The organism is Leeuwenhoekiella sp. NPDC079379 (genome assembly GCF_044542075.1).
In the GTDB taxonomy this organism is placed as follows: Bacteria; Bacteroidota; Bacteroidia; order Flavobacteriales; family Flavobacteriaceae; genus Leeuwenhoekiella.
In genome coordinates this window covers 286,669-300,007 of the sequence record NZ_JBITTU010000003.1, presented here as the reverse complement: position 1 = coordinate 300,007, position 13,339 = coordinate 286,669, and the positions used below count along the sequence as shown (strand labels likewise).

Here is a 13,339-nt window from a genome sequence, read left to right as displayed (position 1 = left end):
CAAAATTAGGTATCTAGCTTAACTTTTGAAGATGAACGGCCATTTGTTCCTGCAACTTTTTTGCTTCTAACGCAGCAGTCTCTGCAAAGTCTTCTTCAGCAGAAGCATATATAATACCTCGAGATGAGTTTATAAGTAGCCCCGCATTAGCGTTTGATCCATACTTAAAAACGTCATCAACACTTCCGCCTTGAGCGCCTACACCGGGAACTAACAAAAATGCATCTGGCACTATTTTACGAATTTCTGCAAGATATTCTGCCTTGGTAGCGCCAACAACATACATTAGTTGATCACTATTCTCCCAAGACTTAGAAGTCTCAAGCACTTTTTTATAAAGTTCTACCCCATCTACTTTCTGGGTTTGAAAATCAAATGCTCCAGGGTTAGATGTGAGGGCGAGCATAATTGTAAATTTTCCGGCGAAAGCCAAAAAAGGCTCAATTGAGTCTTTACCCATGTATGGAGCAATAGTAACCGAGTCAAAACCTAAATCCTCAAAAAATGCTTTAGCATAGCGGCTGGAAGTATTGCCTATATCACCACGCTTAGCATCTGCAATTGTAAAAACCTCAGGATAATTTGTGTTGAGATAATTTATGGTTTTCTCAAGTGCCTGCCATCCTTTAATACCGTAAGCCTCATAAAAAGCCGTATTGGGCTTATAGGCTACAGCATACTTATGTGTGGCGTCTATTATTGCTTTATTAAACTCAAAAATAGGATCTTCGAGAGTCAGTAAATGTTTCGGTACTTTATCTAAATCTGTATCCAGACCTACACAAAGCACCGATTGTTTCTTTTTTATCTGATCTATAAGTTGCTGACTATTCAAAAGGGTTTAATTTTCTAATTAGAATTGCCGACTAGATTGCATCGCCGCCTTCGGCTAATTTCTCTGTATTACTTACTAGCTGAAGCTCATCAATAATTCGTTGAATATCACCGTCTATAATATTTGACAAGTCATAAAGCGTAAGATTTATACGGTGATCTGTAACACGACCCTGAGGATAGTTATAGGTACGTATTTTTGCACTACGGTCTCCACTGGTTACCATAGACCCACGTTTTAAGGCATCTTCTTCCTGCTTTTTAGCGAGCTCCATATCGTATAAACGAGAGCGAAGTACTTTAAAGGCTTTCTCTTTGTTTTTGTGTTGAGACTTCTGATCCTGACATTGTGCTACTAAACCAGTAGGTAAATGCGTCAAACGCACCGCAGAGTATGTAGTGTTTACCGACTGTCCTCCAGGACCTGATGAACAGAAGAAATCTATACGTACTTCTTTAGGGTTTATTTCTACATCAAATTCTTCTGCTTCCGGAAAAACCATGACAGTAGCTGCACTGGTATGCACACGACCTTGAGTTTCAGTTTGCGGCACGCGCTGAACACGGTGAACACCTGCTTCAAAACGTAAGGTACCGTAAACATCTTCTCCAGATACTTCTACCTGAATTTCTTTAAAACCACCACTTGTACCTTCACTATAGTCTATAGTACTGGTTTTCCAACCCTTACTTTCGCAGTACTTCATGTACATACGGTATATGTCACCTGCAAAAATACTCGCTTCGTCACCACCGGTTCCTGCTCGTATTTCCATAACAGCATTTTTAGAATCTTCAGGATCTTTAGGAACCAGCATGAATCTAATTTTCTCTTCTAATGCAGGAACAGCCTCTTCAGCCTCTTCTAGCTGCATCTTTGCCATCTCTGTCATTTCAGGATCACTACCGTCTGCAATAATCTCTTTAGCCTCCTCAATGCGTTGCGTATGCTTTATATAGTTTTCACGCTCATCCATAAGGGCGCGTAAATCTTTATATTCTTTGTTGAGCTCTACATAACGCTTTTGATCTGAAATAATATCTGGCTGAATAATAAGATCACTTACTTCGTCAAAGCGCTGTTTTATAAAGTTTAATCGTTCTAACATGGGAAATTTTAATTGCCTGCGAATTTACGCAAAAAAATAAGGGTTGTATAGCAATTTTAATGAATGAATAATCTAACAGCTAAGTATTTTTAAATATTAGGTTACACTTTTTTGAAGATTACCAAAGCTCCTCTTTAAAACTCAACTCTTTTTTACGCAAAGTAGAATTTACTGCGTAGTTAGTAAGAAGAATCAATCCTAGAATATAGAATAAACGTACTGCAATGTAGAGATTATATAAATCCATATAATACGCGAAGCAACAAATAGCGTCAGAGATCATAAATGAGAAAACACTGAACGAAAAAATAAGAGACCTTAAATTACCTAATCTGTAATGGTAGTAGATTGCTATAAATAAAAGAAGTATGATACTAGTACCCATACTGTAGAAAAAGTAAGTTGTAGCAGAACTTGTAAAATTTTCTTTTACTAACGTTTCTAATAGAATTAGTATAAAGAAACTAGCGATCGCAAATAAAACTAATGAAAGTAATGAGGGGAGTTGTACTCTATATAGACGGAGATTTCTAGCTTGTTTTATCACTAAAATAGAATAGGCTATAAAACCAAAGACAAAATATAGATAGGTACTCGTCTGTGACTCGTAATAAATTGAGAAGTAATCCCTAACTATAAATGCGGCGATTGCAAAGAAGAATAATAGATTATGCTTCGGAAGTAGAAAAAGATAATACAAAAGGATAATTACAGAGGAGATGAGACGCAGATAACGAGTTGTAATTACAGGTAAAAAAATTACAGAAAGTACATTACAGATAATTAGAAACCCTCCTAGATAAACCAGTTTGTTTAACCAGGTAGATTTCTTTTTTAGTTGATTTGCCGCATCATTCTCACCCATTTATCAATAAGCCTTTTACACAATAACCGTCACTTCACTGAATTTAAGCCATTTATATAACAAAAACTATTGAAAGAGTAAAATTAAGTGTTTCTCATACACACAAATGATCAAAAAAGCTTCTATAGGAAGTTGTTTATTCCTGAAGCGATATAAAATCTACCTCTTCTGTGGCTGCTCCTTTAATATTTAGACCAAAGTTTACCATTAAAGCCATACTAACAATAAACATTGTTCGATCGAGATAATACAAAATTTGAAGATCTACATAATAAGCTAAACAGGATGCTATATCTGATGCCACAAAACAAAAAACCATCATTAAAAATAGCAGAGATCGCATACTGTTTAACCTATGGTTATAATAATAGGCTGTAAGAATTAGAGTGATTAAAGAAACCCCATATAAATAAAAAAGAATAAGTTCTAGATTATTATCTACGTGCCCAGATACAATTATTCCTAATTCAAACAGAATAGCTCCATTTGCAGCAACTAATAACATCCCAATAACAAGTGCAAACAGACTGAACTTAGAACCTCTAAAAAATGGCAATCTATCTAACACAAGGAAAAAATAACCTAAAGTAGCAAATGTCATATAGGTCTCTGCACCCCAAAAAACTTCAAAAAACTGGTAAGCAACATCGCGTATGAGAAAAAAGAGAAAGGCGTAAATAAGCCATACACTTTTAACATGTCTTCTGTAAAGATAAAAACCTATTAAAATACTTAAGGAAAATAAGCGAACGAGTCTAAAACTATCCAATTCTAAAAAATGTGTAACAGCTAAATTGACAATTAATAGAATTACGGTTATTATCTCAAGCTTAAAATATTTACGAAATAAAATCACTTAGGTTAGGTTAATAGTATAGTTCGCTTTAAAATTAACATAATAATTTATTAAATCATCAGAACTTATATATAACTATTTAAGGTGATTAATGATTTATTGAAATTTAAACAACACTATAAATCATAAAGTATTTGAAGCACAGAAATTTGCTAATAAGAATAATTAATTTCTTCTGAAACAATTCAAATTAGATCATTTTCTATTCTATTCTCTTCTGAAATAAGTGATGGTCTCGCTAAAAAATTTATAAGTAGAACCAAAGCTATAATGTAGAAAACACCGGTAATTAAAAATAGTGGAGATACACCGAGGTAATATCCAAAATAAGAAGATACGTCAGATATCATTAAACTAAAAATTGCGAAAGAAAAAATAAGCGCTCTAAGACTACCCATTCTGTAATAATAATAGAATGACAGCAAAATGAGAACGATGATACTCGTACCCAAAAAATAGAAATAATAAATTACGCTAGATCCTTCTGATGCGTCACCTAGCAGATACTTAAGATTGAATAAAATTATAAAACATGCGAGAGTAAACAAGCCAGTGGCTACAATTGAGGGTGCCTCAAATTTCAAACGCATTAAATTTTTTAGTTGTTTAAAGAAAAGAAGTAGATATGCGATTGTTCCTAACCCGAAATAAAAGAATACTCCTAGACTAGCCTCATAGTAAATTCCACTTACGTCACGCATCCAAAAAAAAACCAATGCTAATTGGAATGTTTTTTTCCTTTGTTTAAATCGTATAAAATAAAAACCTATTAATACAGTAGCATAAAGAATACGTACCAAGCGAGCCGTAAAAAGAGATGTATAAAGAATTGTTATGCAACTTACCACAGCAAAGACAATAGCTATGTACACTATATTTCTTAATGATTTGTAATCATTTTTAGAACTTTCTAGCATAAAAAATCTTACTAATTATAGAATATTAAAGACTAAATGCAAATATTACCGCTGTATAAAACATATGTTAATCTAAGCATTTATAATTAATATAAGTTCTTACGCATAAAAATTTGCACTGTATAAATATAGTAGTGATTAATCTACAATGAATTCAGATGTTTATAAAAAATAAAAAAGAGATAAACATCAATTATGATATTTATCTCTTTAATTTAGTGACCCCGGAGGGATTCAAACCCCCAACCCTCAGAGCCGAAATCTGATGCGCTATTCAGTTGCGCCACGAGGCCATTTTCGAAGTATCGAAAAATTTATTATGCTAGTTTCTTTCTTACAATAGTTGAGATCGTTTTACCGTCTGCTTTTCCGGCAAGTTCTTGAGAAACTAATCCCATAACTTTACCCATATCCTGCATACCGCTAGCTCCTGCTTTTTCAATAACAGCAGTTACAATTTTTTCAATCTCTTCTTCACCCAATTGTTCTGGTAAGAACTGCTCAATAACAGCAGCTTGAGCCAACTCTTCTTGTGCCATTTCTGCGCGATCTTGTTCTATATAAATTGCAGCACTGTCTTTACGTTGTTTAACAAGCTTTTGAAGCATTTTAATCTCATCCTCTTCAGACAACTCTTCACTTGCGCCACTCTCTGTCTGAGCAGTCAGAATCGCAGATTTAATAGCGCGTAAAGATGCTAAAGCATTTTGATCTTTTGCTTTCATCGCTGTCTTCATAGCCGTCATTACATCTGTTTGTAAACTCATAGTTTTCTGTTTTTCGCGAGAGCGAAGATAACTATTATTAAATGTTATCCCCATTTTTTTTAATGCAAAAAAGGTATTTCAAAAACCTTCAAATTTTTTAAACAAAAACCCCAACAGGTATACCTATTGGGGTTTTTGTCTAAAACTAAACTAATGATTAATCTACATTATCATGTAGAAAAGAATTATTTCTTCTTAGTTGTATTTCGTCGTTGTCGTCTTTACTCAAAGAAGTACGTGACAAATTAGAATTAGAACTTGGGTTTTGACTTAAATCAATACCTTGTCTTTTATATGCTGGCTGTCTTTCAATTTCGTCAATTCTTGATTGATTGTTTTGAAATTTATAATTAAACTCTTTCATCATACGCTTGCGCTCTGCGGCACGTTCAGTTAGCAGCTCTGAAATAGGTGTATTCATAGGATTTTCATCCTCTTCATTTACTTCTACCTTAGGTTTAGCTTCTACTGTTTTGCGCTCAAACACAACAGGTTCTTCTTCTCTCTTTACAGGAGCTTGCGGTTTTACCGGTTGTTCTGGTTTTGCACTATTTAAATGCTCTTCCATCTCCATATAATCATCAAGGCTATAACGCTTTTCTCCTTGCTCATTAACTTCAGTAACCGAAACGATCTCTACAGGGTTATTAACTTCAATATCATTAACATCATCGTTTAAACTATAAAATATTTCCTTCTCAGAATCATTGTTAGATTCTGGAGTGATTTGTTTTGGTTTATCATTTAGAGGAAGATCAAAAGATAATGTAAACTGCTCTTCCTCTTCATCAAAAAGATTTACCTGAGGAGCCCGTGTAGGCTTTTCAACACTTACAATTTTAAAATCTTGATCAAGATCGTCTGTCTCAGATTTTTGAGCAGAATAATCTAAAACTTCCTCATATATAACCTGAATATTACGAATAAGATCTGTAGTAGAGATTAAATCCATTTTTGGCTTCTCAACCTCTTTCTTACTTTGATTCACCATTAAATCTATAGGATCATCACTATCGTCAAGAGTATGAACAATCGGTTTTTTTTCTGGTTCTGCAGCTTCTTTAGCCGCAGGAGCATCAAAATTTAAACGTGTACCGGTACTCTTAGGAGATAACTCGTGCTGCGCACGTTGCTCGTCTTCTAGAGTATGAATTATTTTCTTTGTTTCGGTATTTACGATTTCATTCTGCTGCTCTACATTAAAACCCGTAGCAATAATAGTTACAGATATTGCATCACCCAGGCTTTCTTCTTCACCAACACCCATAATGATGTTAGCACTGTGACCTGCCTCGTCCTGAATGTGATCATTAATTTCTCCTATCTCATCTATTGTAATTTCTTCGGTACCAGAAACGATAAGCAACAATACATTTTGAGCACCTGTAATTTTATTATCATTTAATAATGGAGAATCTAATGCTTTTCTAATGGCATCCTGAGCACGACTACCACCACTTGCATTTGCACTACCCATTATAGCAGTACCACTATTACTTAATACAGTTTTAGCATCTCTAAGGTCAATGTTTTGTGTGTAGTGATGCGTTATTACTTCTGCAATACCACGTGATGCAGTAGCAAGCACTTCATCTGCTTTACTAAAACCTGCTTTAAAACCAAGATTACCATAAACCTCACGTAATTTATTATTGTTTATTACTATAAGTGAATCTACGTGACTACGCAAACGCTCTACCCCTAACTGGGCTTGCTCGTTACGCATTTTCCCTTCAAACTGAAACGGAATTGTCACAATACCTACTGTTAGTACATCTAACTCTCTAGCCATTTTTGCAATGACAGGAGCAGCACCAGTACCTGTACCACCACCCATACCGGCAGTGATAAAGATCATTTTTGTGTTTGTACCCAGCATTCTTTTAATATCCTCAGAGCTTTCTATAGCTGCTTTCTCCCCTACATCAGGATTTGCACCGGCACCAAGACCCTCTGTAAGGCTTACCCCAAGCTGAATACGTATAGGTACAGGACTATTTTCCAGAGCTTGCGAGTCTGTATTACAAACCACAAAATCAACTCCTTTTATTCCCTGACTAAACATATGGTTAATAGCATTACTACCACCACCGCCTACACCAATTACCTTAATGACGTTGCTCTGATTTTTTGGTAAATCAAACGAAATGTTTTCAAAATCTGTGTTGCTCATAGTATATCGTTTTACCGGTTTATTAGTTGGATGTTTTTCTTATTCAATTTTTTATTCTGCATTATCTAAAAAGTCTTTAAACTTTTCTGCCCAAGTATCAAAGATACTTTTGCGCATTTTCTTCTCTTTTGGTTGTTCAATCTCTTCATCATCTTGATCAAGTAGTACTTCTGGTTCTTCTACAGGCACTTCTTCTTCTACAATCGCTGTATCTTGTTGTGCTTCTGGCTCATCTCTACGATGCTCCAGACTGTTCATTACAAGACCTACAGCAGTTGCATATAACGGGCTTGTGGTCTCAGAATCACTATCACCTGCCAAGTGCTCGTTAGGATAGCCAATGCGAGTATCCATCCCTGTGATGTATTCTACCAATTGTTTCAAATGTTTAAGCTGAGAGCCACCTCCTGTTAAAACAATACCGGCAATAAGTTTTTTCTTTTGCTCCTCGTGACCATAATTTTTAATCTCGAGATATACCTGCTCAACGATCTCTACAACCCGTGCGTGTATGATCTTAGATAGGTTTTTAAGTGTAATTTCTTTAGGCTCTCTACCGCGTAATCCCGGTATAGAAACAATCTCATTGTCTTTATTTTCTCCCGGCCATGCAGAACCAAACTTAATTTTAAGAAGCTCTGCCTGCTTTTCAATAATACTGCACCCCTCTTTAATATCTTCAGTAATCACATTACCTCCAAAAGGAATTACGGCTGTATGTCTAATGATACCATCTTTAAAAATGGCAAGATCTGTTGTACCTCCACCTATATCTATTAAAGCCACACCAGCTTCTTTTTCCTCCTGACTTAATACCGCATTTGCGGAAGCTAAAGGCTCTAATGTGATTTTATCAAGATTAAGACCGGCACTTTTTACACAACGACCTATGTTGCGTATGCTACTCACCTGCCCTACAACCACGTGAAAATTTGCCTCCAGTCTACCACCATACATCCCTATAGGCTGTGTAATTTCGGCTTGACCGTCTACTTTATATTCCTGCGGAAGCACGTGAATAATCTCTTCTCCTGGAAGCATCACCAATTTATGTACTTGATTACAAAGCATATCTATATCTCGAGGCCCTATAACCTGATCTGCATCTGCTCTGGTTATGTAATCGCTATGTTGTAAACTACGTATGTGTTGCCCTGCTATACCTACCACTACATCTTCAATCTTCATGCCAGACACACTCTCTGCTTCCTGTACCGCCTGCTGAATAGACTGTATGGTTTGTGTAATATTATTTACAACACCCCTATGTACACCAAGGCTCTTAGATTTTCCTATTCCTAGAATTTCTAATTTATGATACTCGTTGTAACGACCTATCATAGCGACAATCTTGGTGGTACCAATGTCTAAACCTACTGCTATGTCTTTCTGCTCCATAACTTAAAATTTTGTCCCAACGACCTGCCCTTTAAACCGCAGATCTATATTTTTATATACGCTGAGACTATTGTCTTTAATCGCCTTTTGATAAAAAGCTTTATAGTTTGCAAACTTGCTTTGCAAATCTTTAATCTTTCCTAAACTGATGTTATAGTTTAACACGCGAGGCGTTAAACTATAATCTCCATTTTGATTTCGGCTTATACCTATTACTTGTGTGGCAAGTAAATCGTCTTGCTGTAAATATTTTAATAATGGGTAAACCTCTCCTATCTGCTCTTTTGAAACACCTTCAATTAAAGGTACTCGAGCAGAGTAGTTAGATGACAAAGGCATTGATGCACCTTGCTCATCTATATAATACGGTTTTTGTTCCTGCACGCGACCTAGTGGTTTTCGTTGCTTAACTGAAGCACCTAATACACCGTCTAAGGTTAGGTAAACATCTGCATCAGAAATCATTGCGTGCGAATCTAATGTTGCCTCTAAATTTTTCAAAACTAGAATATCTTTAGGCTGTCCCTCCAATGGTTTTCCATTTTGTATCAACAATTTATCAACCGTCTCAGCAGTGATAAAAAGATTTGCCCCAGCTTCAAAATTCACTTTTACCGCCTTGATTTTTCGGTCTGCGTTACGCTTGTGCGAAAATGCAACTAAAAACAGTGTTACAAGCACTAAACAGATCATTCGTATATAAAACCACCCTATTTTCATTTGCTGAAGTTTTTAGTGATTTTTAATATTTCTTCGCCAATATCGCCGGCACCCATCATTACTTTAATAGTTGCCTTTGACTCCCTCATTTTTTCCTCAAGCTCATTTTTACTCACGAGCTGTTTTCTAGGGCAAGTAACAAGATTAATTAATTCTTGAGCATTAACACCTGCTATTGGCTCTTCCCGAGCCGGGTAAATATCTAAGAGAAGTAACTCATCAAATTGAGATAAACTGCGTGCAAACTCCTCCATAAAATCGTGGGTACGACTGTAAAGATGCGGTTGAAAAACAGCTAAAACCCGTCTATTAGGATACATCTCGCGTACGGCATTATGTACTGCATCAATTTCTGTAGGATGATGTGCATAATCATCAATAAGCACGTGGTCTGCTGTATTTATTCTATACGTAAATCTGCGATTAACCCCTTTAAATGCGAATAGCGCCTTGGCGAGCTTCTGGGCAGGGCAGCCGTATTTTAAAGCCATCGCCAAAGCTGTTATCGCGTTAGACAAATTATGTCTACCAGGCAGGTTAAGCGCCAAATCTTTAAGCAAACCATCAGGATGTTTTAGATCAAAATGATACGCTCCGTTTTCTATTTTTACATTTATTGCTGTATATACAGCGTCATCTTCAATCCCTACTGTAATTCCTGCTAATGGTAAGTCATTAGCTACAAAGAGTATTCCGTCTTCTTTTACCTGAGCTGCAAAATCTCTGAAACTTTGCTGTAGGGTTTCTGCATCTCCATAAATATCTAGATGATCTGCATCCATAGACGTAATGGCAGCAATATTAGGATAAAGCTGCATAAATGAGCGATCAAACTCATCTGCCTCTACCACAACAATCTCTTCTCCCTGCTGTATTAAATTACTTTGATAATTTTCTGCGATGCCACCTAAAAATGCGGTTACCGGCAATTCACAAGCTGCCATTAAGTGGCCTAACATAGCACTTGTGGTCGTCTTACCGTGAGTACCTGCGACGGCTAGACAAAATTTCTCCTGAGTCAACATCCCCAGTACTTCTGCACGTTTTGAGATGTTGAAATTATACTGAATAAAAAATTGATAGCCCGCGTGATTCTTAGGCACCGCAGGTGTATAAACCACGAGTGTATGCTCTATATCTTTATATATAGAAGGAATCTCTTCTACCGAATCTTTAAACGTAATAGCAATACCTAATTCTTCTAATGAGGAAGTAATACCTGAAGGTGTTTTATCATAACCCGCAACGTTTTTACCTGCTGCTTTAAAATAACGAGCTAACGCACTCATACCTATACCGCCAATGCCGATAAAGTAAAAATTAGATATGTCGTTTAACTTATTCAATGCTCTTATTTTATTATTTATTGAGTAGCTTTTCTACTTCGTTTACTATTTTTTGAGTGGCTTCAGGCAATGCTAATTTTTTAAAATTGGAGCCCAAAACCTGCTGTCTGTCTTCATCTGAAACTAGCTTTGAAAATTCAATTTTAAAAACTGTTGCCAGTTCGCTTTCCTTGATCAAAATCGCAGCGTCTTTAGCGACAATGGCTTCTGCATTTTTAGTCTGATGATCTTCTGCAACATTTGGCGATGGAATAAAAATCACGGGCTTTCCTACAAGTGCTAGTTCAGAAACAGATCCTGCACCTGCTCTGCTTATGATTACATCTGCAGCTGCGTACGCTAAGTCCATTCTATCTATAAAAGGTAAAACCTGTACATTACTGGCAGTATTGTGTGTTTTATATTCTTCAAAATACATCTTACCGCTTTGCCATAAAACCTGTACGTTCTTATCTAAAATAAATTGTAATTCCTGATTAATTAATTTATTTATCGCACGTGCTCCCAGACTTCCGCCAAGTATTAAAAGCGTCTTTTTAGTATTATCGAGATTGTATTTTTCTAATCCCTGAATACGTTTAGAAGCAATATCTAATAAATCCTGACGCACTGGATTACCTGTAATTACAATCTTTTGCTGCGGAAAAAACTGCTGCATACCTTCATAAGCCACACAAATTTTCTGCACGTTTTTTGCTAATAGTTTATTTGTAATACCTGCAAAACTATTTTGCTCCTGAATCAATGCAGGAATGTTTGACCGTGTTGCCATTTTTAGTAACGGTCCGCTTGCAAAACCACCGGTGCCTATTACTGCATCAGGCTTGAACTTTCTAATTATCTTAGCAGATTTTATTAAACTACTCATTAATTTAAATGGAAACATTAAGTTTGAAAGAGTGAGTTTACGTTGCAAACCTGCAATCCATAATCCTTCAATCGTATAACCGGCAGCCGGTACTTTTTCCATTTCCATACGATCCTGAGCGCCTACAAAGAGAAATTCCGCTTGCGGGTATTTTTCTTTTAAAGCATCTGCAATAGCAATCGCAGGGTAAATATGCCCTCCGGTTCCGCCACCTGATAGTATGAATTTATAGTTTTTCAAATCTTAATTTATATCTTATTAAATCGCTTCACTTAAAATATCAAGCGGATTCATTTCCTCTTCTTCTTTGACCCGTACTTCATCTCGTTTAACACTTACGCTTAGTATAATTCCTATAGCTAAACAAGTCATCCAGATAGAAGTCCCTCCACTACTTACAAGTGGCAATGTTTGCCCCGTTACCGGAAATAATTCTACAGCTACAGCCATATTGATTAATGCCTGAAAAACAATAGGGATACCTACTCCTATTACAGCTAATTTACCAAACACAGTAGGCGCTTTGTTTGCGATAACCAAAATTCTAAAAAGCAACAGTAAATACATTACTAAAAGCGTTAACCCGCCTATTAGACCAAATTCTTCAACAATTATCGCGTAGATAAAATCTGAAGATGATTGCGGTAAAAAGTTTTTCTGAATGCTTTTACCCGGCCCCATACCCACAAGACCACCGGTCGCGATCGCTATTTTTGCCTTTTCTATCTGGTAATCACCCTCACTATCTTCATCATCAGAAAAACTGTCTATACGACTAATCCACGTATCAACGCGGTTAGGAAAAACTCCCGGAAATGCTTTTGCTGCCAGAACAAATAAGGTTAGCGCTAGCAAACCTGTAGCTACAATAATCGATAAATATTTAATGGGATATCCACCTAAGAAGACCAGTGTCAATACCATCACAAACATGATAGCAGTTGTAGAAAAGTTAGCCGGCAATATCATTCCTAAAATAAGCGCAACAGGAACCCAAAGCGGCAAAATACTCTCTTTAAATGTGATTGTTTTATCCTTAATTCTAGAAAGATAGCGCGCTATATAAATCATTAACACAACCGAAGCCAGCGTAGAAGTTTGAAACGTAATCCCTACAAATGGCACTTTAATCCATCTACTGGCATTAGAACCGTCTATCACAGTGCCCTGAGCCATTGTAATTATTAGAAGAATAATTACAATAGGGATACCTATAATTGAAAGCCCTTTAAAATAATGAGAAGGCACTTTATGTACACCGTAGATAATTGCAAAACCCAAAACTAAGTGCATAAAATGACGCAACAAATACGGAAACGTATCTCCGTTACCGCCGTATAAATACGCGAGGTTACTGCTTGCACTAAATACCGGTAAAAAAGAAAACAATGCCAGAAAAGCAGTGATAGCCCATATAGAGCGATCTCCTTTTAAAGTGGCAAATATGTTTTTTGATGTACTCAACTAAGTTTGTAATTAATTATTA

At 36.2% G+C, this 13,339-nt stretch carries 12 protein-coding genes and 1 tRNA gene; all 13 read right to left on the bottom strand.

What is annotated here, in order from left to right:
* Positions 1 to 13: 13 nt before the first annotated feature.
* Positions 14 to 835 carry an orotidine-5'-phosphate decarboxylase gene (gene pyrF, locus ACIGAM_RS07245; RefSeq protein ID WP_396510800.1) on the bottom strand — a complete coding sequence of 274 codons (822 nt, stop codon included), beginning with the start codon at positions 833 to 835 and terminating at the stop codon, positions 14 to 16.
* Positions 836 to 866: 31 nt separating this feature from the next.
* A complete protein-coding gene (gene prfA / locus ACIGAM_RS07240; RefSeq protein ID WP_396510799.1) occupies positions 867 to 1,943 on the bottom strand; it encodes a peptide chain release factor 1 in 1,077 nt (358 codons plus the stop codon).
* A 118-nt stretch (positions 1,944 to 2,061) separates the two neighbouring features.
* Complete coding sequence (locus ACIGAM_RS07235; RefSeq protein ID WP_396510798.1) at positions 2,062 to 2,808, bottom strand: hypothetical protein; 747 nt, start codon at positions 2,806 to 2,808, stop codon at positions 2,062 to 2,064.
* A gap of 136 nt (positions 2,809 to 2,944) precedes the next feature.
* The gene (locus ACIGAM_RS07230; RefSeq protein ID WP_396510796.1) at positions 2,945 to 3,664 is read right to left on the bottom strand and encodes a hypothetical protein; all 720 of its coding nucleotides are present in this window, start codon (positions 3,662 to 3,664) and stop codon (positions 2,945 to 2,947) included.
* Positions 3,665 to 3,849: 185 nt separating this feature from the next.
* The gene (locus ACIGAM_RS07225; RefSeq protein WP_396510795.1) at positions 3,850 to 4,581 is read right to left on the bottom strand and encodes a hypothetical protein; all 732 of its coding nucleotides are present in this window, start codon (positions 4,579 to 4,581) and stop codon (positions 3,850 to 3,852) included.
* Between the two features lie 219 nt (positions 4,582 to 4,800).
* Positions 4,801 to 4,874: transfer RNA gene (locus ACIGAM_RS07220), tRNA-Arg, on the bottom strand.
* A 24-nt stretch (positions 4,875 to 4,898) separates the two neighbouring features.
* Positions 4,899 to 5,348: a GatB/YqeY domain-containing protein gene (locus ACIGAM_RS07215; protein WP_396510794.1), complete on the bottom strand. Its 450-nt coding sequence runs from the start codon at positions 5,346 to 5,348 to the stop codon at positions 4,899 to 4,901.
* 157 nt (positions 5,349 to 5,505) lie between these two features.
* The gene (ftsZ, locus tag ACIGAM_RS07210; RefSeq protein WP_396510793.1) at positions 5,506 to 7,521 is read right to left on the bottom strand and encodes a cell division protein FtsZ; all 2,016 of its coding nucleotides are present in this window, start codon (positions 7,519 to 7,521) and stop codon (positions 5,506 to 5,508) included.
* Positions 7,522 to 7,572: 51 nt separating this feature from the next.
* Positions 7,573 to 8,919, bottom strand: a complete 1,347-nt coding sequence (gene ftsA / locus ACIGAM_RS07205) for a cell division protein FtsA (RefSeq protein ID WP_396510791.1) — start codon at positions 8,917 to 8,919, stop codon at positions 7,573 to 7,575.
* Between the two features lie 3 nt (positions 8,920 to 8,922).
* Positions 8,923 to 9,639 carry a cell division protein FtsQ/DivIB gene (locus ACIGAM_RS07200; protein ID WP_396510790.1) on the bottom strand — a complete coding sequence of 239 codons (717 nt, stop codon included), beginning with the start codon at positions 9,637 to 9,639 and terminating at the stop codon, positions 8,923 to 8,925.
* Positions 9,636 to 10,985 carry a UDP-N-acetylmuramate--L-alanine ligase gene (murC, locus tag ACIGAM_RS07195; protein WP_396510789.1) on the bottom strand — a complete coding sequence of 450 codons (1,350 nt, stop codon included), beginning with the start codon at positions 10,983 to 10,985 and terminating at the stop codon, positions 9,636 to 9,638. The genes ACIGAM_RS07200 and murC overlap by 4 nt, the downstream gene beginning before the upstream one ends.
* Before the next feature lie 13 nt (positions 10,986 to 10,998).
* Positions 10,999 to 12,093, bottom strand: coding sequence for an undecaprenyldiphospho-muramoylpentapeptide beta-N-acetylglucosaminyltransferase (murG, locus tag ACIGAM_RS07190; RefSeq protein ID WP_396510788.1), 1,095 nt, complete (start codon positions 12,091 to 12,093; stop codon positions 10,999 to 11,001).
* Between the two features lie 18 nt (positions 12,094 to 12,111).
* Positions 12,112 to 13,317 (bottom strand): FtsW/RodA/SpoVE family cell cycle protein, encoded by a 1,206-nt coding sequence (locus ACIGAM_RS07185; RefSeq protein WP_396510787.1) that lies wholly within the window; start codon positions 13,315 to 13,317, stop codon positions 12,112 to 12,114.
* Positions 13,318 to 13,339: the final 22 nt, after the last annotated feature.

What these genes read in the sequence shown, in the direction of transcription:
- prfA (WP_396510799.1), bottom strand. Translation starts at nt 1,943, where the DNA reads ATGTTAGAACGATTAAACTTTATAAAACAGCGCTTTGACGAAGTAAGT.
- ACIGAM_RS07235 (WP_396510798.1), bottom strand. Translation starts at nt 2,808, where the DNA reads ATGGGTGAGAATGATGCGGCAAATCAACTAAAAAAGAAATCTACCTGG.
- ACIGAM_RS07225 (WP_396510795.1), bottom strand. Translation starts at nt 4,581, where the DNA reads ATGCTAGAAAGTTCTAAAAATGATTACAAATCATTAAGAAATATAGTG.
- ACIGAM_RS07215 (WP_396510794.1), bottom strand. Translation starts at nt 5,348, where the DNA reads ATGAGTTTACAAACAGATGTAATGACGGCTATGAAGACAGCGATGAAA.
- ftsZ (WP_396510793.1), bottom strand. Translation starts at nt 7,521, where the DNA reads ATGAGCAACACAGATTTTGAAAACATTTCGTTTGATTTACCAAAAAAT.
- ftsA (WP_396510791.1), bottom strand. Translation starts at nt 8,919, where the DNA reads ATGGAGCAGAAAGACATAGCAGTAGGTTTAGACATTGGTACCACCAAG.
- ACIGAM_RS07200 (WP_396510790.1), bottom strand. Translation starts at nt 9,639, where the DNA reads ATGAAAATAGGGTGGTTTTATATACGAATGATCTGTTTAGTGCTTGTA.